Origin of the sequence: Bacillus sp. FJAT-53060 (assembly GCF_037104745.1) — a bacterium.
GTDB classification, from domain to species: Bacteria; Bacillota; Bacilli; order Bacillales; family Bacillaceae; genus Bacillus; species Bacillus stratosphericus_B.
In genome coordinates, this window is record NZ_JBAWSW010000008.1 from 51,486 (window position 1) to 76,488 (window position 25,003).

The 25,003-nt window shown below is 41.1% G+C and carries 22 protein-coding genes, 3 pseudogenes, 1 riboswitch and 1 other annotated feature; of the genes and pseudogenes, 6 read left to right on the forward strand and 19 right to left on the reverse strand.

Going from position 1 to position 25,003, the window contains the following annotated elements:
* Window positions 1-23 precede the first annotated feature (23 nt).
* Window positions 24-1,295: a GntP family permease gene (locus WAX46_RS05160; RefSeq protein WP_226567293.1), complete on the reverse strand. Its 1,272-nt coding sequence runs from the start codon at window positions 1,293-1,295 to the stop codon at window positions 24-26.
* 117 nt (window positions 1,296-1,412) lie between these two features.
* Window positions 1,413-2,525 carry a CdaR family transcriptional regulator gene (locus WAX46_RS05165; RefSeq protein ID WP_226567292.1) on the reverse strand — a complete coding sequence of 371 codons (1,113 nt, stop codon included), beginning with the start codon at window positions 2,523-2,525 and terminating at the stop codon, window positions 1,413-1,415.
* Window positions 2,526-2,671: 146 nt separating this feature from the next.
* Between WAX46_RS05165 and WAX46_RS05170 the strand changes: the two are divergent.
* Window positions 2,672-3,256: pseudogene (locus WAX46_RS05170) on the forward strand (TetR/AcrR family transcriptional regulator).
* A gap of 90 nt (window positions 3,257-3,346) precedes the next feature.
* Window positions 3,347-3,596 (forward strand): annotated as a pseudogene (locus tag WAX46_RS05175) (ATP-binding cassette domain-containing protein); the annotation flags it as partial.
* 55 nt (window positions 3,597-3,651) lie between these two features.
* Here the strand turns inward: WAX46_RS05175 and WAX46_RS05180 are convergent.
* Complete coding sequence (locus WAX46_RS05180) at window positions 3,652-3,864, reverse strand: hypothetical protein (RefSeq protein WP_226567291.1); 213 nt, start codon at window positions 3,862-3,864, stop codon at window positions 3,652-3,654.
* 420 nt (window positions 3,865-4,284) lie between these two features.
* On the opposite strand from WAX46_RS05180, the gene WAX46_RS05185 reads away from it, so the two are divergent.
* Window positions 4,285-5,463, forward strand: a complete 1,179-nt coding sequence (locus WAX46_RS05185) for a Rap family tetratricopeptide repeat protein (RefSeq protein WP_226567290.1) — start codon at window positions 4,285-4,287, stop codon at window positions 5,461-5,463.
* Between the two features lie 428 nt (window positions 5,464-5,891).
* Here WAX46_RS05185 and WAX46_RS05190 read toward each other — a convergent pair.
* A pseudogene (locus tag WAX46_RS05190) lies at window positions 5,892-5,981 on the reverse strand (PRD domain-containing protein); the annotation flags it as partial.
* A gap of 417 nt (window positions 5,982-6,398) precedes the next feature.
* On the opposite strand from WAX46_RS05190, the gene WAX46_RS15755 reads away from it, so the two are divergent.
* Complete coding sequence (locus WAX46_RS15755) at window positions 6,399-6,656, forward strand: monooxygenase family protein (RefSeq protein WP_442895656.1); 258 nt, start codon at window positions 6,399-6,401, stop codon at window positions 6,654-6,656.
* Between the two features lie 110 nt (window positions 6,657-6,766).
* Here the strand turns inward: WAX46_RS15755 and WAX46_RS05200 are convergent, their stop codons facing one another.
* The 8 genes from WAX46_RS05200 to WAX46_RS05240 all read right to left on the reverse strand — a co-directional run bounded on the left by WAX46_RS05200 (window position 6,767) and on the right by WAX46_RS05240 (window position 15,435).
* Window positions 6,767-7,390 (reverse strand): NUDIX hydrolase, encoded by a 624-nt coding sequence (locus WAX46_RS05200; protein WP_336493454.1) that lies wholly within the window; start codon window positions 7,388-7,390, stop codon window positions 6,767-6,769.
* A gap of 721 nt (window positions 7,391-8,111) precedes the next feature.
* On the reverse strand, window positions 8,112-9,455 hold the full coding sequence (locus WAX46_RS05210; RefSeq protein WP_226567288.1) for an amino acid permease: 1,344 nt from the start codon (window positions 9,453-9,455) through the stop codon (window positions 8,112-8,114).
* A gap of 162 nt (window positions 9,456-9,617) precedes the next feature.
* A riboswitch (glycine riboswitch) is annotated at window positions 9,618-9,697 on the reverse strand.
* 857 nt (window positions 9,698-10,554) lie between these two features.
* Entirely contained in the window at window positions 10,555-11,034 is a 480-nt protein-coding gene (gene rlmH / locus WAX46_RS05215) for a 23S rRNA (pseudouridine(1915)-N(3))-methyltransferase RlmH (protein WP_226567287.1), read from the reverse strand.
* An 80-nt stretch (window positions 11,035-11,114) separates the two neighbouring features.
* Window positions 11,115-11,285, reverse strand: coding sequence for a CxxH/CxxC protein (locus WAX46_RS05220; protein ID WP_226567286.1), 171 nt, complete (start codon window positions 11,283-11,285; stop codon window positions 11,115-11,117).
* A gap of 161 nt (window positions 11,286-11,446) precedes the next feature.
* Window positions 11,447-12,277: an energy-coupling factor transporter transmembrane component T family protein gene (locus tag WAX46_RS05225; RefSeq protein WP_226567285.1), complete on the reverse strand. Its 831-nt coding sequence runs from the start codon at window positions 12,275-12,277 to the stop codon at window positions 11,447-11,449.
* Complete coding sequence (locus WAX46_RS05230; RefSeq protein ID WP_226567284.1) at window positions 12,268-13,983, reverse strand: ABC transporter ATP-binding protein; 1,716 nt, start codon at window positions 13,981-13,983, stop codon at window positions 12,268-12,270. The genes WAX46_RS05225 and WAX46_RS05230 overlap by 10 nt, the downstream gene beginning before the upstream one ends.
* Before the next feature lie 19 nt (window positions 13,984-14,002).
* Entirely contained in the window at window positions 14,003-14,560 is a 558-nt protein-coding gene (locus tag WAX46_RS05235) for an ECF-type riboflavin transporter substrate-binding protein (RefSeq protein ID WP_226567283.1), read from the reverse strand.
* A 14-nt stretch (window positions 14,561-14,574) separates the two neighbouring features.
* Window positions 14,575-15,435, reverse strand: coding sequence for an SAM hydrolase/SAM-dependent halogenase family protein (locus WAX46_RS05240; RefSeq protein ID WP_226567282.1), 861 nt, complete (start codon window positions 15,433-15,435; stop codon window positions 14,575-14,577).
* 110 nt (window positions 15,436-15,545) lie between these two features.
* Window positions 15,546-15,816, reverse strand: a binding site (T-box leader).
* Between the two features lie 190 nt (window positions 15,817-16,006).
* On the opposite strand from WAX46_RS05240, the gene WAX46_RS05245 reads away from it, so the two are divergent.
* Both WAX46_RS05245 and WAX46_RS05250 read left to right on the forward strand, forming a co-directional pair.
* A complete protein-coding gene (locus tag WAX46_RS05245) occupies window positions 16,007-16,696 on the forward strand; it encodes an ABC transporter permease (protein WP_226567281.1) in 690 nt (229 codons plus the stop codon).
* A complete protein-coding gene (locus WAX46_RS05250) occupies window positions 16,697-17,578 on the forward strand; it encodes an ABC transporter ATP-binding protein (protein ID WP_336493455.1) in 882 nt (293 codons plus the stop codon). It abuts the gene before it with no gap.
* A gap of 39 nt (window positions 17,579-17,617) precedes the next feature.
* Here the strand turns inward: WAX46_RS05250 and WAX46_RS05255 are convergent, their stop codons facing one another.
* From WAX46_RS05255 to yycF, 7 genes are all read right to left on the reverse strand, one after another.
* Entirely contained in the window at window positions 17,618-18,082 is a 465-nt protein-coding gene (locus WAX46_RS05255; protein WP_226567279.1) for a GNAT family N-acetyltransferase, read from the reverse strand.
* 69 nt (window positions 18,083-18,151) lie between these two features.
* On the reverse strand, window positions 18,152-19,342 hold the full coding sequence (locus WAX46_RS05260; RefSeq protein ID WP_376776412.1) for a S1C family serine protease: 1,191 nt from the start codon (window positions 19,340-19,342) through the stop codon (window positions 18,152-18,154).
* Window positions 19,343-19,419: 77 nt separating this feature from the next.
* Window positions 19,420-20,214 (reverse strand): MBL fold metallo-hydrolase, encoded by a 795-nt coding sequence (locus WAX46_RS05265; protein ID WP_226567277.1) that lies wholly within the window; start codon window positions 20,212-20,214, stop codon window positions 19,420-19,422.
* A gap of 6 nt (window positions 20,215-20,220) precedes the next feature.
* Entirely contained in the window at window positions 20,221-21,087 is an 867-nt protein-coding gene (locus WAX46_RS05270) for a two-component system regulatory protein YycI (RefSeq protein ID WP_336493456.1), read from the reverse strand.
* Window positions 21,074-22,453 (reverse strand): two-component system activity regulator YycH, encoded by a 1,380-nt coding sequence (gene yycH / locus WAX46_RS05275; protein WP_226567275.1) that lies wholly within the window; start codon window positions 22,451-22,453, stop codon window positions 21,074-21,076. The genes WAX46_RS05270 and yycH overlap by 14 nt, the downstream gene beginning before the upstream one ends.
* Window positions 22,443-24,281 carry a cell wall metabolism sensor histidine kinase WalK gene (gene walK / locus WAX46_RS05280; protein ID WP_226567274.1) on the reverse strand — a complete coding sequence of 613 codons (1,839 nt, stop codon included), beginning with the start codon at window positions 24,279-24,281 and terminating at the stop codon, window positions 22,443-22,445. The genes yycH and walK overlap by 11 nt, the downstream gene beginning before the upstream one ends.
* 7 nt (window positions 24,282-24,288) lie before the next feature.
* Complete coding sequence (gene yycF, locus WAX46_RS05285; protein ID WP_226567273.1) at window positions 24,289-24,996, reverse strand: response regulator YycF; 708 nt, start codon at window positions 24,994-24,996, stop codon at window positions 24,289-24,291.
* Between the last annotated feature and the right edge of the window lie 7 nt (window positions 24,997-25,003).

Sequence of the window (25,003 nt, forward strand, 5' to 3'; positions counted from 1 at the left end):
ACCCTCCGTTTCTCATCATGTCTTCAGCCGAACAGTTGGAAAATGCCAAAGATAATGGTCGATACAACGGTTAAAGTCAAACCAATTAACGATTCAAAGGGCATTAATTTCAACCGTTCTTTCATGTCCATTTGAACACTTCCTGCTGTTGCATGGAAAAAGCTCCCATGCGGCATATGGTCGAGCACAGTTGCGCCAGCATGAATCATGGCTGCGCCTGAAAGAGCAGATACGCCAAGCCCAAGCAATGTTCCGCTAAATACACCACTGGCGACTGCCGTTCCTGCTGTTGTCGAAGCAGTTGCTGCTGACATAAAGATTCCCGACGTTGGTGCGAGCAAATAAGGAGGCAATCCTGATGCGTCAAGTGCTTGAATAAAAACCTCTTTCAAGGAAGAATTGGATACGATTCCTGCTAATGTGCCTGTCCCTAATAACATAATCGCTACACCTGACATTTTATGAAGCCCTGACATCGCATAATCATTGATATACTTTCCTTTTTTCATAAAAATAGCGCCTACAATGCCTCCAATCGGCAAGGCAACCATTGGATCTATATTGATTTGAAACAGCGGCCTTAGGGCCAACAAGAGAATGGTAACAAGTGGACCAATCAGCGATGAAAAAAAGGTAGGCACTTGAACCTTGCTTTGATTGACTTCCTCTTCAAAAATGGGTGTCCCTTTATTTGCGAGCTTTTTGGCTAACACATACGTAACAGCTAAACCAAACACAGCCGGAATAACACCTGCCGCCATCATTGAAGTAAGGGGTACACCAAAAGCATCAGAGGCGGCAATTGCATTCGGGTTCGGCGACATGATATTTCCCGCCTTTCCACCCCCAATCATCGCAAGTAAAATTCCCGTTTTCGAAAGCTTTGCCCGTTTAGCAATTGCCAGGGCAATGGGTGCTACCGTGATAACGGCTACATCTACAAAAACACCCACCGTTGTTAAAATCATCGTCGCAAGCGCGAGTGCTAATAGCGCCCTTGCCTCTCCCAGCTTTTTCACAATGGACTCAGCAATAGATAAAGCTGCACCCGACTCAATTAGGACGCCCGCAAGAACTCCGGCGGACATAATTCTAAGGACCGCTGGAATCATGTCCTTAGCTCCATCCATCATGACATTGACGGTCTGAGCAATATCTACACCACCAACCAAACCACCAACGAATGCACCTGCCAACATGCCATAAGCAGGTGATACTTTTTTTAGAATGAGAACAATAGCAATCACAAGCGCAATAATGGCTCCAAGTGTACTTACCGTCACTTCTCCATTCATTCCCGATCCCCCCAGTTTGTCTTTTCTTTATTGTAAGCGTTTACTGAATAAGATCGAGTTGTGAATCTAGATAATCTTTTTTTATTTATCACTTTATCCAGTTGTGCAAATGCACAATCAGGGGAGTTGAATCATCAATTGTGCCATATAGAGCTCCATCAACTGTTTCACATGACGCGGATCTTTTCCGGTCATTGCTTTGATTTTATCTAAACGATATCGCAGTGTATTCCGGTGAATAAATAAACGATCAACAATCCTTTGCGAATCACCGCCCTCTTCAATATAAACCTTTAACGTAAGGACGAGCTCCGTCTCTTGTATAAGCGGCTTGTAAAAATCACTCCACCAATTTTCTTCTTCGGTGACTCCTGCTCTCATGAACAAGCTTTCAAGCTGATAAGAATCAAAGAAATACATGCTTTCCCCTGGATCAAGAACCTTCCCCAACCGCAGGGCATCCCTCGCCTGCTGAAAAGACAATGGCAATTGATTCATATCGTCAGCAACATTTCCTGCACCCACAAGTACTTGTCCACCTACTGCTCTCGTCATCGTTCGCTGTAGCTGCTCAATCACATGCTTCAGACTATGTTCACGGATCGGCTGTCTTAAAAGAATCAATTCATGAAGGAAGGTCATTCCTAGTAAATCAGTTGGATTCTTATCGTATTGTATCGCATGCATCATTTTGTGCACGGTGTCCTCAGAGGAGGGAACTGGCTGAAAAACGACCGCCATTCGACGCTTATCTAAATCCATTCCCAGCCATGCAGCTCGGTTTTTTAGCTGATGATCACCAACGTCGGATTGAGATATAAGCTGATTGACAATTTCACTTTCTATACGTTGCCGCCACTGAACTCGTTCAAGCAGAAAAGATTGCTCTAATACAAGTTCAGCTGCCATTTTCACTAGCTCGGCATGATGCCGAATGTCCTCTGGCTCACCAGTAATCCCAATCACACCAACTACTTGTTCGTGAAAGCAAATAGGCAAATTGATTCCGGGCCTCACTCCTTTTAGGTGGAGAGATTTCTCCTGGTCAATTTCGACACTGTTCCCGCTTAACAGCACAAGTCGTGCTCCGTCATGTTTTTGTCCAATCCTTTTTCGTTCACCAGAACCAATAATCACACCATCCGCATTCATAACATTGATGTTTTGATGTAAAATATGCATCGTTCGTTCAACCATTTCTTGAGCCAATTTACTGGTTAAAAATTGCATACAGCATCTCTCCTGAAGATGTTTTCATTCAATGTATCATAGTGTCATTGCACAATAAATGCAAAGCTCGCAAAAAACAGTCGTTGAAAAGTGTTTAATAAAATTAAAGGACCAACCGACAGTCTTATAAAAGAAAGGATGGCTTTATGAGAACCGTTAAACATCCTGAGGAGCGCAAAAATGTGACATTTTAAAAGCCGTGGGCATTGCAAAAGGCACATTCTAATTACTTTTCATCCAAAGAAGAAGTGATGGATGCCATTAGTGATAGGATCATAAAAGTAGATATCATTGTGGCAAAGCGCATTGAGGCTGATCCAAACCTGCCAGTAGTCGATAAGCTATTTCATATCATATGGCCCAATCTCCTAAGCAAGGCAGTAATAAACAGGGCATGATAGAACAATTTCATCAACCTTCTAATGCAGAAATGCATCAAAAAACTTGATCAAAGCCATTAAAGAACTATCACCCGTTTTGGCAGATGTCATTCAGCAAGGTGTAGAAGAATGAACTTTTCAGACGCAGTATCCGCAAGAGACGGTTGAATTTCTCCTTGCTTCTGCACAGGTCATATTTGATGGGAGCCTTTTCCAACGATCGCCGAAGAAAGTATGCAACGAGCTCTAGCATTTATAGATATCCTTGAGACCTCGTTACATGCAAAAAAGGGAAGCTTCTCCTCCCTTCTCAAACGATTAACTGGAGAGCTGGATAACAATAATCAGTGATTGGTCCCTTTAATACCAATCCTGCATACGGTCGGTCTAAAAGGAGAGTGAAGTTCATTTTTGTTAGTCAAAAGAGGTTACACCCACTAGCACAGCCAATTACTAAAGAATCTCAATCTATTTGACAACATTATTGCTGAAGCTTACTTAGCGAAAAAAGACCGAGAAAAAAATAAATGAACGAGCTAAATATTTAAGTGGAAAAGCTTGATCTTGGTCAATTAGCAGATAGATATTTATTAGAGGTATCAGGCGGACAGCCCAAAGAGCCTCTATCTGTCAAGCTCTGATGAATGAACCAAGCATTCTTTTTGCAGATGAGCCAAAAGGTGCTCTTAATTTAGTAATAAAGAAAAGTTCTAACATTTGGGGTGCACTTCAGAAGCTGGCTGTTTTTACTTTTCCTTACATGTAAATAAGTAATCCATGGAAAAATCATTTGTTTCTAAAATAATTTTTCCGTCTGCTTGTTGACATGACTCCGTCAACAGTTCAATTTCTTTGCTATAAAAGGATGTCTTTGACATGTAAAGAGTCACTAAAACGAGTAAGAACGTCATAATAACTAGTGTGTTTGTCCAATTCAAGGTTTGAGATCTTTTCTTCATTCCGAAATCCTTTCTAACATACGTGATTCTTTGTAATTGGTATTTATATCTATCTTTGTCTGCTTCTATCTATTTCTTTCCCAATACGTTCTAGCAACATTATAACTGATTTTCTTTACTAGATCGATCTTTCATTCTTCCTCAAAAATACCTAAAATTGCTTTATTATAAATATTTGGGTGATATTTTCAAAAATAATGACAAAATTGATCTGTTTATCACTTTTTTAGCATTTTAAAAAACGATTTTATTCATTTGTACAAACGATTATTCATCAGTACAATATCGTACATCACATGACCTAAGGTCCCTTTTATTACCTTTTGTCAATCACCTCTCCAAAACAATTATATTTTACCAAAAATTGTGATATCGTTTTTGTTGAAACAGGTGAAAGGATCTTAAAGAGGTGAAATTTTCATGACTACCATTTCAGCTGAACAGGTGGGGAACCGTTTAAATGATTGGCGAATTGCGATTCGTAAGCATGATGTACACAGTGCAAACGCAATGTATACAGAATTAAAGGAATTACTTAAAAAAATGGAAGAGAATCAGGAGGTCTTGACTTATTATTCATTGCTAGAGGGCAAGTATAAACTCATGTTATATGAAAGAAGAGGTCACAATCTGAATGAAAAGACAGAGCTAGATTGCCCCTCTAAAACAAATGACTTAATTGAGTACTATTTTTACCTGTACAAAGCCCTTTACGCATCACATAAGAGAGACTATGCTTCAGCGATTGGACTATTTAAGATTGCAGAGAAAAAACTACAAAACATTCCTGATGAAATAGAAGTAGCTGAATTTCATACAAAGATTGCAAACTTATATATGCTGCTTCATCAAAGCCTGATTTCACTTCACTATATTCAGAATGCCATTGATATTTTCAAAAGTCATGAAGGGTATGAAAGGAGACTGGTTGCAGCCTTTGTGATTGCCGCCACCAATTTTATGGATATTGGTGACTACAAAAGAGCAGAGAACTACTACAAAAAAGCGTTATATATCGCAAAAGGTCTAAATGATTATTTTCTAACATCACAGCTTTATCATAATATCAGCATTCTGTATGCCGAAGCTGGAGAATCAAAAAAATGTATCGATGCACTAGAAAAGGCTCTTAGTGATGATGACTACCTTTCATCGTGTTATTTCCATCACTCCATGTTTATGTTAATAAAAGAGCTGCTCTCTATTGATGACAGAACACAAGCTCTCTATTATTTCGAATTGCTTAAACAAAAACATGAAACGAAGAAAAGCCCCATCTATACAGCAAAAATGAATTTGCTCTATCATCTATATTTCACTGAAGACATGACCAAAAAAGCTCAAACCTGTTTCGATGAAATCCGTATTCTGAAAGAATTAAAGGATGCTGAAGGTGGACGTGAATTGAGTGCATTAGCTGCGAGACACTTTGAAGAGTTGGGATCAATAGATCAAGCATATCTCTTTTTAAAGGAAGCCTATCACACGGAACATCATAAAATTGACTGGAGGAATTCTGATGAAAAAAATGAGTTTACTGATTTTCGCTTTAGCCATCGTTGTCTTTGGACAAACAGGGTTTTTCAATCCGTTAAATGACTCGAATCCTGGTACAGCAGAACGGCCTATAGGGACATAATATAAAACGGTACTATACAAAGAACCACTTGCCTCATGATGAGGCGAGTGGTTATACATTTACTTTACTTGTTGAAAGAAAGGAGGCGGTGGATATGTACCACAATATATGATGACGATACTATGCACCTGTTGGCAACATCCATTGCTGAGGATACAAGTGAGCAATTTGTTCCAGCAGCTCATTTTCTTGATCTGATAATAATTTATTTGCATAAAATCTTCCCACAAAGAATTTCACATGGGAAATGAACCGGCTGTAATAAGGTCCATTTTCACATTTAATTATCGCAAGATTGACTTCTACTCCCGATCATCTTGGCATACTTTATACCATCTTTCGAATCAGGTTTTTCACCTAGTGCATAATTACCTACTTCAAATTCTTCTTAGTAATTTTTGATTTCCCAGTACACGAGATTTGTGATATTAATATTCTTTTTGAAGTGTTCTACTGCAAAATTTAAATGGTCTATTAAGGTGAAATAGACCCCTCAATTTAGATTTGTGTTTAAGTGCTCTTCTGCTTATTATACGATGTGGCGCAGCCGCTGATCAGTTACCAGTAGAACGAAATGAAGTTTTATTAAAGTTATTCTTTGGACAATATCTTTCTTTTGAGAAAAAACTGGCGCTTTTACAGGATTATGGGAGGGGGGCTTCGTTCCGTTATGAGACATATGTTTCGATTAAAAAAACATTAATGAACTGTATCCAGATGAAGCTGATATGAAGTACTGGCTGGTTTAGATTATGGAAAGAAAGTGACCCAAGCAGGAATTGATTGGTGCAGTGGAAACTTGTGAACAGATGAAAAAACACATACTTGCTGGCAGATACACAACTGATAACGAATCAATTAACGCTGGGCCATCCATCAATGGCTGCCTGTATTCATGGCAATAATTCCTAGCATGATCAAAGAACTGTATACGCATCAGAAGAGATTGGTTTTTTCGGGACTTGGTTTACGCACCACAACCATGATTCAATATTTGCAGTCAATAGAGGACCTCCTTGCCTATGCCAAGATGGAGAAACATTTGGCGGCTTGGAAAGCATTTAATCAGAGAGCACGGAAAAATGACGCAGTAGGAATTTGTCATGAAACCTATCAAATTCAAGCAGGCTCGTATGAATCAGTCTACGTGTGAACATGCCTTCCTACGGATTGAGCCAAGCTAGATCCCCTATTCCAATTGGGAAAGAAAAACAAACAGCGAAAGAGCGTCTATATAAACCCAAATTCCTAGAGAGCGATTCTTTAGGCATTTCTTTTTACAACGGACACAAAATGCTTTAATATGCGGGCTGTTAATCCCCAAATGGTATAGTTTTCATAATCAAAAAACCATTCCTCAATCGAACGACTCCCCCAGCGGTATTTCTCACCATTCATGATTTTTTCATAAGGAAAGTCCTCAGCTGGTGTTGGCTGAACAGATACATGATGTAAGTACGGCTCGTATTGGCAGAGCCAAGATAGAGGCACGATAAAGGTCTCCTCCACTTCCTCTTGATTAAAGGAGTGTTTGACCTTCTGTTCATCAATGATACCGACATATGGATACACCACGAAGGATGGAGAGGCAATGTAAGGGCTGAGCTGTCCAACGGTTTCGACTGATTCGGGCGGAATGCCCAGTTCTTCATGAGTTTCTCGCAATGCCGCTTCTTGCGCTGTTTCGCCCCCGTCGAGTTTGCCTCCAGGAAAGCTAATATCACCAGGCTGTTTTTTCATCGTCAGCGATCGTATCTCAAATAAAACATGCCATTCCCCGTTGACTTGCACCAAAGGGACAAGGACTGCGGCTTTGAACGCTGTCTCTTCTCCAATAAACAACGGTTGTGATTGATGTAAGTCATTTTTTAATTGATCAATGAGCATGGGCATCACCTGTTTTCTATTTCTCTTTCCTTTAGCGTATCATTGTTGACCTTTTGAATAAAGGTGATCTTTATAACAATTATTTTTATCATTTTGACAAATATCAAAATGAATATAATATTTTACAATAAAGTAAATATTGGGATAATATTTGAGGTGACATGATGAAAAATCGGCTAAAAGAGCTGCCCCACGTGATGGTTTGAACCAACTGAGCTTGCAAAGCGTGTAAAGGTTTCTCGCCAGACGATCAGCTTAATGGAACGAGACGTATTAATGCCGTCCCTGCTGGCTGTTAAGCTTTCACTATTTTTCTATTCGAGGAGGATGAACTAAAAACGAGGCAATTGGTGTTGCTATCGTGACCAAGCAACAACTATAGCTCATCCTTGTCAATGTAACTTTATTGATGATCAATATAATTAACTCTTATGTAGCGATATCTGTGCTAAAGCTTGTCTATTCTAATCGCAATCTACCAAATCCATCAGACAAGGACTATATCAGAAAAGAAGGCGAAAAGCATGTGATGCTGGAAGGGCTGTTTTACACCTTTCAAATGATGAATTTTCTATTGACCGGTGCCATGTTTATTTTGATTGTGTATTCCCTCGGAGTCAATCGCTCTCAACTCTTCTCAATGCAAAGTATATGTTGAAGATTCGAAATCGTTAATTGATAAAAAGCACATCCCGAAAAGACTTTGCTGTTTCGCCCATTATCATGCACTTCGTTTCTTTCGTGCATAAATCAAAAATAGGAAACCGAACCATACTGGTGTCAATAACAGCGCTGGGCGTGTTGCGTCAGCGAAGAGCATGATCACGAGAATGGCAGCAAAGAGCACAAGGACACCGATATTCACAAAAGGTGTGAATGGCGCTTTAAAAGTAGATGCCGCATGCAGATCAGGACGTGCTTTTTTATATTTTAAGTGACAAATTAAAATAATACTCCAGACCCAAATGAAACAAATGGCACTAATCGTCGTCACAATGCCAAAGGCTTGTTCTGGCATCATCTTGCTCAAAAGAGCCCCGACAGACACCACGATTGTTGAAACAAACAGCGCATTGCTTGGGACAGCGTGCTTATTCAGTCGGCCAAAGGAAGTTGGCCCCTGCTTTTGATGACTGAGATTATACAAAATACGGCTCGTTGAGAACATACCGCTATTACAAGCTGAAGCTGCAGACGTCAGAACGACAAAATTAATGAGCCCCGCTGCTACTAGTATACCAATAAGTCCAAAGGTTTTCACAAAGGGACTTTCTGATGCACTGAGCTCGGTCCATGGGTTGATACATAATAAAACAAAGATGGCACCCACATAGAAAAAAAGAATTCTTAATGGAATTTTATGAATCGCAGACGGAATATTTTTTTGTGGATTCGCTGTTTCTGCTGCGGAAACGCCGACAAGTTCCACTCCTACATAAGCAAAAATCACCATCTGGAATGACAACAAGAAGCCTGTTATACCATTTGGAAATAACCCGCCATGTGACCAAAGATTCGTGACCGTCACAGATCCGGCATCTGTTTGAAACCCAATGATTAATAGGACAATCCCGACTCCAATTAACAATAGAATTGTGATGACTTTAATAAGTGCAAACCAAAACTCCATTTCTCCAAAAAGCTTCACCGTTAATAAATTAAATCCTAGTAAAATCAACAAACAAATGAGTGCAGGAATCCATTGCGGAATGTCAAACCAATACTGCACATACACCCCGACCGCAATGACATCAGCCATGACTGTCATAATCCAGCAAAACCAATACGTCCATCCTGTCACAAATGAAGCCCAAGAACCAAGATAGTCTTGTGCAATATCGGTTAACGATTGATAGCCCGACTTAGATAAGAGCAATTCTCCAAGTGCCCTCATGACAAAAAAGATAGCCATTCCGACAATTAAGTAGGCAAAAATGATCGACGGACCCGCCAATTGAATGGCCTTTCCAGAGCCTAAAAACAGCCCTGTTCCGATGGTTCCGCCAATCGCAATCAATTGAACATGACGGTTTGATAAATCTCGTTTTAACTCTTGTTGTGCCAATTTCAATGCCCTCCTACAACACGATCTTATATTGCAATAGCGAACTCTTAAAAAATACATAAAAAAAGAGATTGGATGCGCTCCAATCTCATAGTCATAAAAGAATAGTCAAATAGAGAAAAGCAATACATGACATCATCAATGCATCAAAAATACAATATTTCGTACTCTTCTGTCCTTCTGCCTGAGATTGTGAACCCTTCGGCGCCGCACATACATGTGGTCTCTCCAGAAGCTGCTCCTGCCATAGTGTGACCCACAGCAATCATAGCCTTCGTTATTTACTTAAAATGTTGCTATTTCTGAATAATTTCATATTTTACGCCTCAAGAAGAAAGCTGTCAATGGTAATCTGTTTGATGTTACACTCCCTCTACCTTACACACGATGACTTCACTTCATCTGATTAAGGTCTAATAAATCAAAGGATGTTCGGCTCGTTTGATGGAGAAATCCACCTTACACTTAAATACTCATCTGTATCCTCATTATAATTCACTCTTAAATTTGAATATTAGGGAATATAAACTTTATCTTATCTACCAATTCATTAAATTCGTCTTCTTTTTTTATTTAACCCTAAAGAAACTACTATATTTCTTAACACTAGGTTTGCATCACCAACTGTTATTGATTTAGTTCTAGCGTATCTGCGAATATAGGTCTTATTAGATAAAATCCCAGCCAATCCTGGGACTAGATGTGTACTAGGATTTTTATAATTAGCAAAATAATACATAATTTCTATTTTTAAACTTTCGATAGTATCAAATCTTACTGCTACATGACCATTTTTACCTTTTCTTAAAGCACATTCAATATATTCATCATCGAAATATAATTTTATTTTTGCTTCATTAGATTGTGTAAATTCATTATATTTCCAAACATTATATACATTTGTTAGGAGAATTATTTTTTTTATCGTGAATTGTCAAAGTCGTTATTAACCAATTCCAATTCATTTTTTTATAAGCATAGTTTTTTTAAAATTTATTAGTTCACAACTAGTAATAACATATTCAACTCAATTTTATTCTTACATAAAAAACAGTCATATCTATAAAACACTAGCTATAACTGTACATAATAATTGCATTTACTTATGATAAGGCTCCCCGCGAACAATCCGAAACGCCCGATAAATCTGCTCCATCAGCACCAACCTCATCAACTGATGCGGGAACGTCATTTTCGAAAATGACAGCTTCTCATTCGTGCGCTGCATCACAGCGTCACTTAATCCAAGCGATCCGCCTATGACAAAACATACCTTACTTTTTCCGTAAGTTGCCAGATTATCTATTGTTTCGGCTAATTCTTCGGAACTTTTCATTTTTCCTTCGATGGCGAGGGTGATGACGTGGGCGTCTGGATTGATTTTGCTTAGGATTCGTTCGCCTTCTTTGTCTTTGATGATTTTCATGTCTTGATGGCTGAGATGTTCGGGCGCTTTTTCGTCCGCTAGCTCAATGATCTCAATTTTCGCATAGGCCTGTAATCGTTTTGTGTATTCGGCTATGCCTTGCTTTAAATATTTCTCTTTTAATTTTCCTACTGTGATAATTGATATATTCACAGGTCATCCCCACCTTAAGAACAAGTTATTCATATAAGTTATCAACAATTGTGGATAAAATTTGTGTATATTGTGTCCGATCACGCGTTCCCTACTATATATATTGCAGGTTCATCGCACAATTCACAGGTTGTGGATAAACTGTGTGTATGTTCGATTTTTCTGAATTCTGGTGGCAGTTCATGATCATCTATATACATATCTAGTACGGTTTCAATGTGTTCTACACAAGCATAAAATGTTTTGTTCATAAGTATCTTATTCCTCCAATATGTTCTATGGTTATTCACAAGTATTTCGCTCATTGTTCAATATAACCGATTTATTCACATGTTAATAGTCTTTTGCCATTTCCCAAACCTTTTATCCACAAACAACACAAGAAGCCTCCACTTCCTGTGAAGGCTTCTTTCTATACAAACGGATTATAAAATCTCGTTCCTCTAATAAATGTAATTACAAGTGTCACGATCAGCACCACACCAACAAACACTAACGCCACATAATCTGCTTTTTGAAAGTCGTTGGCGGTGAACCATGTGCGCTTTTTATGCTTTCCAAATCCACGCAGCTCCATTGCATTGCTGATCGTTTCAATCCGCTCTAAGCTAGAGAAAATGAGAGGCATCACAATCGATAACGCATTTTTGATTCGTTTCCCCAGTTTTTCGTTCTTTGATAAATCGATTCCTCTTGCTTGCTGAGAAATTGCAATCGTCCGGAAATCCCGTTGGATATCTGGAATATAGCGCAGGGCAATCGCTACAGCATAGGAAATCCGGTAGCTGACGCCGATTCGGCTGAGCGATGAGGCGAATTCACTTGGATTTGTTGTGACGATAAATAAGAGCGCTGCTGGCATGACGGTCACATATTTGATTGTAATGTTCAATTGATAGAAAAGCTGTTCAAGTGTGACATTGTACCGGCCTGCGATATGAAAAAGCTCGTGTTTTGCTCCGTAGATGGCGACACCTTGCTGCGGTGCAAAGATGTAAATGGCGATGTTGTTGATCACAAGAAAAATTACCAACACAATCATCACGAAGGATATATCACGAAATCGTACGTTCGACAGATGGAAAAATATGATACTGGCGACTAGCATAAAGACTAAAACGCCCGTATCATACGTGAGCATCGCTGCGGATGACCAGAGGATAAAGCAAATGAGTTTGGTTGCACCTGTCAGCCGATGAATTGGCGAGGGGCGATCGATATAGGACAGCATATCTACAGCCATGTCATTCGTTCCTTTCTGTCAACCTCAATGAAGCGATCCACGAGTTCATTCGGATTTGGCCAATCTGCTTTTAGCGCTAGCTCATACAGCGACGTTTCCTTTAAACTTGCCTTTTGGACAAGCAACTGATCTGTGAGCAGTTTGGCAGGTGCATCATCTGCGATTTTTTCTCCATCTGCAATCACAATGGTTCTTGTTGTGTATTCAAGCATCAAATGCATATCATGTGTGATCATTAAAATGGTCACACCTTGTTTGTTTAGTTGCTCTAAAAACGTCATCATTTCTGTATAATGTCTAAAATCCTGTCCGGCAGTTGGCTCGTCTAGGATGATGATTTCCGGCTCTAACACAAGAATGGATGCAATGGTGACGCGTTTTTTCTGTCCAAAGCTGAGAGCTGAGATGGGCCAATTTCGGAATGGATACAAGCCGCATACTTTCAGAACACGCTCGACACGTTCTTTTATTTCTTCCTCTTGTACGCCTCTTAATACAAGACCCAATGCGACCTCATCAAAGATCATTTGTTTTGAAATCATTTGATTTGGGTTTTGCATGACGACGCCGATGCGTTCGGAGCGCTGTTTGATCGTATCTCCTGTGATGTCATCGCCATTTAAAAGGATTGTACCTTTAGTTGGCTTTTCAAATGCACAGAGCAGCTTGGACAATGTCGTCTTGCCTGCACCGTTGGCTCCTGCGATGCTGATCATTTCTCCTTTTTTGACGGTAAAAGAGAGATTGTTGAGCGTGTTTGGTCTTGTCGGATAGTCAAAGCTGAGCTCACACACCTCTAGCAAATCCTGCGCTGTATCCTGCTCGACTTTCTCCTCAGACGCTTCCATCCACTTCTCAATTTTATCTTTTGCCTGGTCATCTAAGGTCAGGTGCTGTAAATTCGCTAACTGATCTTGGGGCGCAACCGGAATGCCTGCATATTTCATGGCCTTCACATATAATGGCTCACGTAAATACGCCTCCTCCAATACATTTGAAGCGAGCAATTCGTCCGGTGTCATATCCGCTACGATCGTTCCGTCATTAACGACGATGATGCGATCGACATGTCGATAGAGAACATCCTCTAATCGGTGCTCGACCATCACGACGGTTTTTTTCGTTTCTTTTTGCAGTCGATCAATGAGATCAATGACTTCTTTTCCTGTTGCAGGATCAAGGCTTGCAAGTGGTTCATCAAACAGCAAAATGTCGACATCGTTGACAAGGACGCCTGCAATGGCGACGCGCTGTTTTTGACCGCCTGACAGCTCATGCACAGATGATGCTAGCTTGCCGTCTACCTCTGTTAATCTTGCCGCTGCTTCTACACGGATTTTCATCTCTTCTCGCGTGACCTGATCATTTTCAAGTGTAAACGCGATGTCTTCTCCAACGGTCAGCCCAATAAATTGTCCATCAGGATCCTGCAAAACTGTTCCGACGAGCTGTGAGAGGGAGAAAATGTTCTCTTTCTCTGCATGTTTCCCGCCGATGTGAAGACTTCCTTTGATAGAGCCTTTATAAGATGAAGGAACTAGCCTATTGATACAATGGGCTAGTGTGCTTTTTCCCGATCCAGACGGGCCTGCGATGAGGACTTTTTCACCTTCATAGATGGTCAGGTTGATATCTTTCAATGTCGGCTCTGACTGACTGCGATACTTGAATCCGAAATGTTCAAATTGAATCATCGGTTTCTTCATTTACGTGTTCCACCTTGCTTCATGATGTTTCTTTCGATAGGCTGCCGCTTTTGCTTCTCGTTTTCGCATAAGCTCCAATGATGATTGTTCCAAGTACTCCGACTGTGATAATGTTAGAAATCCCTGCTATGATGCCTTGAACAAACACCTTGTTCGCAGGTTCTGCATAGATCACAATGTCGAGTACAGGGGCAATGACAAACCAGCCTAATGCCTGTGCGCCTGCTTGTACGGCGTTGAAGAACGTGATTTTTTTCCAGCCGAAGTCTCCCTCTTCTACTTTTAAACGGTTTGAAATGAAGCCGATGAATAAACCAACAACACCCGAAACGATAATCCAGCTCCACCAAGGGCCAAATGTGGTGGCATCTTTAATAAGATGGCCAATAAAACCAATCAGTGCGCCAGCAATTGGACCAAATAATACGGCCATTAACGCAAGGAAAGCGTACGATGTTTCAATTTGTGTATTCGGAATTCCAGTTGGAATGGAGACGAAGCGTCCTAAAATGACAAAGACGGCTGTGCCAATTCCGATGGCAACGACAGTTTTCGTAGAAAGTTGTTTACCTGCCATGATGTTTCCTCCTCTTATTCGTATATAATGCGCGGAGCTTTGCGAATCGAAAGGCGCCATCCTGTGCCTGTACCGATGTTATAAGCCTTCGCAAATGACCCTTGATTGATCGCCACGCCCAAATGATCGAGTGAATTGACATATATGAGTGGTTCGCCTACCTTTAAATCGGCAAAAGATCGTCCATAGGTCATGATATTTTTATACACATTTTTTGGGCCTTTGGCAATGGTAACTTCTATTGAATCACCATAATTTATTGAAAGCTGTTCAAATAACGTGTGATGAATGTTTGTCCATAGGTTTCCGAACCTCACATCTAAAATATCAATTGTCCCTGTGATCACTTCTTCTTCCGCATAAGCCTGTACGGCTGGAAGGTGAATAACATCATCAATATTCGCCTTTGGCCCGACCTCTTCAAAAGAAATCACGCCTGATGCAATTCTTGCGCCTGTATATGCGTAAATATCTCTACCATGGAATGTATGTGATTTCCCCGACTTCGGCAATCGGTTGATCGTTTCATCTAAATAACGTGCTTCCACAATCCCAATATCCTGCGCGACGTGCGTTAATGTCCCGTTATCTGGGGTGATGATATAGTGAGAGCTTGTTGTTTTGACGACAAGACTCTTTCGCTCTGATCCAACGCCTGGGTCAACGACGGATACGAATACCGTTTCTTCTGGCCAATAAGTTACTGTTTGCAGCAGGCGATAGGATGCCTCCCAAATGTCATACTGGGGAATGTTGTGTGTTAAATCAAAAATACGGATGCTGTTGCTCACCGTATTTGCCACTCCGTACATTGCGCTAACCGCTCCATCATCAATTCCGAAATCTGATTGTAAAACCAATGCATGTTCACTCATGTCAATCTCCCTTTCATTTGAAAAAATGGTTGTGTTGTTTCACGTGGAACATTTGGACAGTTGTATGAAAAAAGTGGAAAATAAAAAATACCCCCTCCTTAACTATGAATCATAAGGACGAGGTATTTGTCTCGTGGTACCACCTTTATTTACTGTTTGCTCGCGCTAAACAGCCTCTACAAGTACAAAGCTCCAACTTGGCTCATATACTGTGGTTTTGATAACGAGTACCAAATCTCGTCGTGACCTACTTATATCAAGGATATGTTCAGTACGAGGCTCAGAGACCATTTTTCCAATCATTATTTTTGCTTCTTTTCAGCTACCGAAGCTCTCTGTGGAAAAATTGATGATTGTACTTTCTCTCGTCATTGCCTGTTCAATTATTTTGAATTAAAGCTATCATACATGATGTTTTTAGATAAATCAATATATTTTTCTGAACATTTTTAAAAATAAATCAAATAATGCTGGAAGAGTCATCTTTTTTAAAGTTAAACAAATGTTAAAGAGCGAGATATGGTGTCTTTCTGTTCTAACGTTATAATAAAGATGAAGGGAGGTACAGCGTGTGTGGACCATCTGTATGAATGAGTTTAAGAAGCTCTTCAAAAGCACAAAATCCATTTTAACAATTGTTATTATTTTCATTTTATCTACTTTTGTATCAAGTCTTCCGTTTATAGCGGCTTATCAAGCGCAATGGGAGCAGGAGAAGGACCCTTATTCCATTGGGAATGAACTGGTGATTTCTTTATTTGGTTTTTTCCTTATTTTTTTATTATCCCATGATATTTTGAGTCGCGAAATTCATTTGAAAACCATTCGTTTTCTCGTCAGTAAAACGACTCGTCTAAACATTGTCATCGGGAAATATCTTGGGCAGATGCTGTTTTGGCTCAGCTGCATCATGACGACATATGTGCTGAATATGGTCATTTCACATCGTTTTCTGTTCTCTGATGCCTTGAAAATATTGACCTTTATCAGTGTAGGCATCTCATGTGCTTTGTTTCTGTCCATGCTCTTTCCAACACCGCAGAAATCGATGTTTGTCGGCATGTTGTTTTCCTTTCTTTTCCCGATCATCAGTATCATTTCTGTTCTTTCTTCTGATCGATTTATCCATATGTTCCAATACATGACGCCTTATTATTATGCACGCTGGAGTGAACCGCTTACATATGTGCTGATGAATACAGCATTGACAGTTGTCTTACTCATTGGAACAGCGCTGCTGTTTCAAAGGAGGGATGTATAAATGCTACGTACAAAAGGGCTGACAAAAAAATACCGGACAAAAGTCGCAATAGATCATATCCATCTTGATGTCAATCAAGGAGACATTTTCGGACTCATTGGACCGAAGGGTGCTGGTAAGACCACTTTTTTCAATATCATTACAGGGATATCCCGCCCAACCTCTGGTACGTTTACAATGATGAACATGTCTTCGTTAAAAAAAGTGAGGCATCACATCGGCGTTCTGCCAGAATATACGGATTTATATGAAGGGCTCACCGCAATTGAGCATATCGTCTATTTATCCAAAATCAACGGCACACGCCAGAAAATAAGCTATTATGAAGAATTGCTAGAATTTGTTGGTTTACATCGCTACCATCAAGAGAAGGTCGGTGTCTTTACATCTGGTATGAAGAAACGGCTCGGAATGGCGCAGGCAATCGCCCATCGGCCTGAATTTATTTTACTCGACGAACCTTTTACAGATATTGATTCAGATTCGATCTTGCATATCCAACGGGTCATCGAAACGTTGAAGTATGAAGGAAAAACCGTCTTTTTAACAGCTGACCGCCCAAGGTTCACAAATACTATTTGTACCAAAACTGCGTTTATTTCTGAAGGAAAATTAGTGACCCCACGTAATCATCCTGAAAGGAAAACCATCATGTCCTCAAACATTCGTGCAACCTTTAAGCATGCGTGGATTGATGATGAGGTGAAGCCTGTTCTCACACAGTACTTACAAAGTGTGGGAACAGACCTTGTGATCAGTGATGACGAGACCTCATTGTTGATTCGTTCAGAAGCCCAAGTCCCATCGATCATCCGTGCCTTCGTGAAATGCAAAGTAGATCTATACCAAGTCACGGCTCAGGATGCCATGATGTCTTCATAACAAAGTACCGTACGCAGTCCGAACGGTACTTCTTCTTTTTTAGATCGGTTTGCTCATGTAGATGCTGGTTTCCGCAAAGCCCGTCTTCTCGTACAGCGAACGGGCGATTTGATTATGAGCAAAGACATGTAGCGAGAGTTTTTGTACACCTAATAACTTTGCTTGCTCCTCTAATGCAGCAATGGCTTGTTTCCCAAAGCCTTTTCCTCGGTAAGCTTCAAACAAGATGAAGTTGTAAATAAATCCTTCCTTTTGAGGGTGATTCGGATCATAACAAAGCCAGACCCAGCCAATGGCCTCGTCCCCGTTTAAGAATTTCCACAGCTCATGATGCTCTGTATGAATGCCTTCTGAAAGCAGCCGGTCAAATTGATCTTCTGCGTTTTCAAGCGCTTCTTCCTTGGCCCATGTTCCTGCTAGTACCTTTTCTTCTGCGTACCGCTTAATCGTCGCCTCTATCAATGAGTCGTAATCTGTTTGTGACATCGGTTGTAGTGTAACCAATCGTACCTCCCCCTTTCCGTTCATCATATGATGAGCATGCAAAAAAAACCAGTCCCTTGTTGGAACTGGTTATCCGCCAAATCGGTCGGTTCTAGAGAGTTTGATCTCTACCGATTTTTTCTTTCCGTTTCGGTAAAATTGCACCTTTACCTTATCTCCGACTTTCTTTTGGTATAAATATTTACGCAGATCCACGATATTTTGTACATCCTTGCCACTAAAGGACGTCAAGACATCCAGCTCTTTTAGTCCCGCTTTTCCTGCTGGAGACAGAGGTTCCACACTCATCACGACGACCCCTGTTGTTACCTTTGCTGGGAGTTTCAATGTTTCCTGCCAATGATAGCTCGCAATATCTGCTAGTGATTTCATGCCAACCCCAAGGTACGGACGTTTGACCTCCCCATAGCGCTCTAAATCTTCTATGACAGGGATGACCAGATTGGCTGGAATGGAGAGTCCAATTCCTTCCACCTCTGATTCAGCAATCTTCATCGAATTGATACCGATCACTTTTCCGTCCATATTGATCAGGGCACCACCGCTGTTCCCAGGATTGATGGCAGCATCCGTTTGCAGGACCTCCGCATTCCAATCCGTCTGTCCGTCACCATTTGAGTCAACAGGAATGGCACGCTCCGTTCCTGAAATGACACCTTGTGTGACAGAGCCTGCAAATTCTAGCCCTAATGGGTTTCCAATGGCTATGACTGGCTCCCCAGGCTTCACATGATCTGAATTGCCGAAGGCTGCGGTTTTCTTGATCTTATCACTTTTGACAGTGAGTACAGCTAAATCCATGAGCTGATCGCTTCCTACAAGATTTGCTCTAATTCTTGTCCCATCCTGAAGGCTCACTTCAAGCTGATTTGCACCCTTAATGACATGATGGTTGGTCACGATATAATAGGTGTCACCCTTTTTCTTATAAATCACACCTGAACCGCTGCCTGCTTCTCCGCCTTCCTCCCAAAAGCTCGACTTTTGGATATTAATAACGCCGACAACCGTATCAGACATGCTAGACACCACTTTTGTGACAGCATCATTTACGTTCACATTGACGGTCTTTAAAGGACCCTCTGATGCTTGCTGGTCTTTAGCTTGCTGCCATCCAAAGGGACTGCCGCTCTGTCCAGACACATAGGGAAAAAAGAATCCCATTAAAAAAGCTCCTACCAATACACCGATCAAACCAGATAAGAAATATCCTTTTCTGCTTCGTCTCGGCTTCCACTCTACATCGCGATAATCCACTATGTTTCCTTCCTTTCAGTGAATAGATATGTATATAGTGTTGGTAAGAAGCTCCTATCTTAATCATATAATTGTAAAAATCATACGGCACAAAGCGGGGTTGCTTTTCTCGGGTCCGTATCATATAAATCAAATCCGTCCCCCACAACAAAACCCTTCATTTCAAGTGTCTGTTGAACCGCCATACGGGCTAAATCCTTCATGTTGTTGTCTTGACTCAGGTGAGCCAAATAAATGCGTGAGGTGGCATCACCAATCACATCTGTCATGGCAAGAGCGGCATCTTCATTCGATACATGTCCAACGTCGCTCAGGATTCTGCGCTTAATACTCCATGGGTATCGGCCCATTTGGAGCATGCCGACATCATGATTGCTCTCAAATACAAACATATTTGCTGATTTGATAATCCCTTTCATGCGATCACTCACATAGCCTGTATCCGTCAGGAGGGCTAGCTTTCGCCCTCCATAATGGAACACGTAAAACATAGGCTCTGCCGCATCATGTGACACGCCAAAGGACTCGACATCAAGACCGCCAAAGGATTGAACTGTCTCCATATCAAAGTGGAATTTCTGTTCAGTATCAACCTTCCCAATATGCGACTCCATCGCCTTCCACGTTTTCGCATTTGCATAGACAGGAAGATTGTACTTTCTTGCCATGACACCGAGCCCCTTAATATGATCTGAGTGCTCGTGTGTCACAAAAATTCCGTCCAAGTCTTCAGGCTTGCGGTCGATTTGACCAAACAGCTCGACCATCTGTTTGCCACTTAGGCCAGCATCCACCAAAAAGGCATACTCGTCTGTTTCTAAATAAAAAGCGTTCCCCGTACTTCCGCTCGCTAGTACACTGAACTGCAAGCTCATGTTCTCTCACTCCATTGAAGATTTGTCATCTTTCTCTATATGATCAAGTGTTGAGCCATCGATGGCATTGATCAAAAATTCTTCCTCAGTCTTTTTCTTTGAACCAGCTACTACGCCTGCAAGCTCCACCCGCCATACAGGAACCATGACTTGAGTGCTTGCACCTGGGTATTGCGTATAGTAGCCAAGCTCAACCTTTTTCACAGTCGTGTATGGGCTCAGCATATTTTGCGTATATAAGTCCTTGACGGTTTCAAGCGCTGGGACAAGGGTTTCTTTTCTCACTTCATTAATCGACGTCACCATCGACTGCTGATACGATACGACCTCGTTTTGATCGTTCAAATTTAATGTGATTTTCCCGATGGTTTCAGTGTCATCCAAGCCTTCTTGGAAGATGTACTTCCCTTTGTACGTTTGGAAAAAGACGATTTTACCAGTCTCTTCATCCATACTCCACAGCTTATAATTCTTCCCATCCAGCAAACGCTGGTTCACAAGGTTTGTCGCTGCTGTTTTCGTATCCTTTTTCGGCAGTGCGACTGGTTTATTGAAGGTCATTTCAAGCAAAGTGACAGGATTATCCTTGTCTGTTTTTGGTAGGAATGTGCTTTTCGCCTTTTGATCAGCTAATCCGTCGACATCCTTTTTTGTATATTGTTTCTTTTCAGCTGTAATACGGTAGCCAATCTTCGCTTCATCTGATAGATTGCCATATTTGATCCCATCTTCCTTCATTTCTTCCAGCGTATCTGTTTTTTCGATAATCGCGAAATGATCGGTCGATCGTTTTTCAAAGTATTGAAAACCAAGAAAGATATCGAGAACGAGAAAGGCTAGGATAAAGATCGTTTTGGTCTTATTCCACTCCATTATTCTCGCTCCCCTCTGCCAACAGATCATTCGATAAAATCACGGTTTTGCCATTATATTTCATGCACCAGACTGGCTCTAGCCAGACAAACATCGCTTCATCTTGATCTGATGCCGTTGACGTCGCTTGATAGGCAGGGAAAATCTGTTCAATTTTCTCCAGATCATCATATTTCGTCTGCTTGATGATCAAGTCCTTCAGCTCTGTCCCATTCATCAACTTGACCTGTTCACTTTGACTTGCTTTGTTGCCAAGAATGTAGTTTGGACGCTTGTAATTCAAGATGTCATCATTCGCCCATTGTACTTCAAGAGAAGTCATACCAAATGGGTGCTTTGTGCTGTTGACGATCGGCAGACCATCCATAAACATATTAAAGGACAGCTGCTGATTGCTATTGATGCCAGTGTATTGATAGTCATCTGTAAAGCTTCCCGTATCATTGAAATACTTCACACTTCGCTTGATCAAATCTCCCGTTTGGAAGACGGTACTGGAATTGATATTGCGGTGCTGATATTGGATTCGGTGATCTTTTTGATTGGCCTCAAGACGACTTGTCCCATCTGTATACACCGTCCGATTTAAATTAGACTCCTCACCGACAAGACCTGGGTCTGTAAACAAAGCGTCCTTGAATATGCTTGTCTTGATCGTTTCGATAAAGAACATTTTCGCTTCAAGCTGCTTTTTCTTTCGCGGCAGAAGGAAATCTCGTTTAGAATTCGTCGAGAATGTATATAAATCATAGCGCGGCATCTCTTTTTGAGCGGCTGCGATGCTATTCATCAGATTACGATAGTTGGCCGACTCAATGGTCAGCTCAAGCACCGTTTCCTTGCTGTATGAGACCAAATAGACTTTCTTATTGGCCTGATCCTGCTGGACGAACGGCACAATCATCCGATCAAACGAGTTGTATTCAATGGATCTATTCGGCCATTTAAACAGCACTTGGAAAATATCAATCGGAATCGGATCATTGAATACAAGATCCAAAGTCTTTCCTTGTCCTCCACGTCCATAGAAGAAGTTCTTAAATCTGAGCTCAGAATATTGATCCGACACATCCGTAATCTCTTTGACATCCCAAAGGCTCACATCATTCCAAAAGTTTTGAAAGAGTTCCTTTTGATCCACTTTAAAATGCTCACCATTTGAATGGATGAACATTTCACGCGGCTTCACGACATCAATGAGGCTTCGAGGCTCGTCGCTTGAAATTTTCTTCGATTCCACAACCTTTGTGCCGGCATCCGCCTCATCCTGCATGACGGGCTGGAACATCCAAATATTCCAAGTAAACACAAGACTAATCGCAATTAGGATTGTCAATATTATGGTTTTAAAGGTCTCACGCTTCATCCCAATCATCCTCTTGTTCTTCATTGTACGGAAGGGAAAAGGTCACCGTTGTTCCTTTTCCTTCAATGCTGTCAGCCCAAATATCTCCGCCATGAGCCTGAACCATCTCTTTTGCAATCGCAAGACCTAGGCCGGTTCCGCCAAGCTTTCTCGTTCTCGCTTTATCCACTCGATAAAAGCGTTCAAAGATTTTATCCATATCCTTCTTCGGAATACCGATTCCCTCATCTTTGACGCTGAATACCACAAGACCTTTGCCCTCATCCAACTCCACTGTGAACGTAATGTGTCCACCCTCTGGTGAGTATTTCATGGCATTGGAAATGATATTATCGAGCACCTGTGTGATTTTATCTTGATCAATTTCAACATACACTTCACGCTGCGGCAGATTGCGGATAAAATCGACATGCTGCTCCTTTGTCATTTCAAAACGATCAATGACCAACGAGATAAATCTGATAAAGTTCGTCCACTCACGATTAAATTGATAATCCTTGCTGTCAAACTTAGATAGCTGCAGCAGATCATTTACAAGTCTGATCATGCGCTCTGTTTCATTTTGCGTCACACCGAGGAACCTTGGCGCAAGCTCTTTATCACCAAGCGCACCCTCTGCCAATGCTTCAAGGTAGCTTCTCATCGTGGTTAACGGTGTCCGCAGCTCATGAGATACGTTCGCTACGAATTCACGACGTTCAGCATCAATTTTCTCCTGCTCTGTCACATCATAAATGACCGCGATTAAGCCATCAATCTTCCCAAGCTCTTTCTGAATGACTGAGAAATTAACACGTAAAACAGACAGCCGAGCTTCCCGTTCAATTTCAAGCAGCATGGAGTCTTGATTTTCGACTAAATCCTCAAATGTATGGGTTTCCTCTAAGCCAAGTAAGGACGTAATCGGCATCTCTAATGCTGTTTCACGTGAAACATTCAGAAGCTCTAATGCTGGGCTGTTTAATAGTATAATGGCACCGTTTTGATTCGTTGCAATGACACCATCTGTCATATACGCAATGACAGAAGAAAGTTTTTTCCGCTCACCCTCTGTCATCAGCTGAGCTTCCTCCAGCTCTCTGGTCAGATGGTTAAACGTCGTCGCAAGCTGACCAATTTCGTCATGTCCATACTTTCGGACCTTTCTGGAAAAATTCCCTTTTGCCAGCTCGATTGCTTGCTTTCTCATATCCGAAATTGGATGTGTAATCGTTCTGAAGATGAAGATACCAAGTAGAGCCGTTATCCCGAGGGCAAGCAGCGTTCCCGTTGCCAAAATCGTATTAATGGTACGCATTTGGTTAAAAACACTTTCCATAGAAGACACCACATAAATGACACCGACGGTTTCTTGGTTCTCATTTTTCACGGCTGTCGCTGAAATACGCACCCGTTTATTCGATTCTGGATCATAGAATTTTTTCTCATAGTCTTTGCCCACGGCGAAAATACGGCTAATAATTTGATCTGTGATTTTCTTTCCGGCAATCTCTTGACTTCCATTATTCACAGAGGCAATGACCTCTCTGCTTTCGTCAATATAGCTGACTTCAGAAATTTCATTAGACTCATCTTTGTTGTTAAAATCATTTAAAATCTTTTGGGCATCCTCTTTTAATTCTGCCTTGCTCTTCGATGAATCTTGTTCTAGGTAATACGATAACGAGTAGATTCGCTGATTCAAGGAATTATCATATGAATTAATTAAGGACTGCTCTAACTGCTTCACAAAGTACACACCAATGATCTGCATGGCGACAATGATCAGCAGCACGTAGATTAAGGTCAATTTGAAGTGAATCGAGCGAAAAAAACCTACTTTACTCATAAGAATCTTAGTCCTGCTCTGGGTTTCTTAAATAGTAGCCGACGCCTCGTCTGGTCACGATCCAGCTCGGGTGGCTAGGGTTGTCTTCAATTTTCTCACGAAGACGGCGGACTGTGACGTCTACTGTACGGACATCTCCAAAGTAATCGTAGCCCCATACAGTTTGTAGTAAATGCTCTCGTGTCATAACTTGTCCAATATGCTTCGCTAAGTAATGAAGCAATTCGAACTCTCGGTGCGTCAATTCAATCGTTTCGTCACGTTTAGACACGACATACGCATCTGGATAGATGACAAGTGATCCAATTTCAATATCATTTGATTCAGATTCTTCCTCCGTCTGTGGAGTAGCGGTCTGTCTTCTCAAATTTGCTTTCACACGAGCAAGCAGCTCGCGCGTGCTGAATGGTTTCGTCACATAATCATCCGCTCCAAGCTCAAGACCAATGACCTTATCAATTTCAGAGTCTTTCGCTGTCAGCATGATAATGGGCATGTCATATTTCTTTCTCACTTCACGGCAAACTTCAACGCCATCTTTGTTCGGCAGCATGATGTCGAGTAAAATGATGTCTGGCTTCATTTCTTCTACCATATCAAGGGCTTCATTTCCGTCATACGCACAATGAACCTCATAGCCCTCTTTTCTTAAGTTAAATTCCAAAATATCAGCAATTGGTTTTTCATCATCTACGACAAGAATCTTTTTTTCCATTGTGATT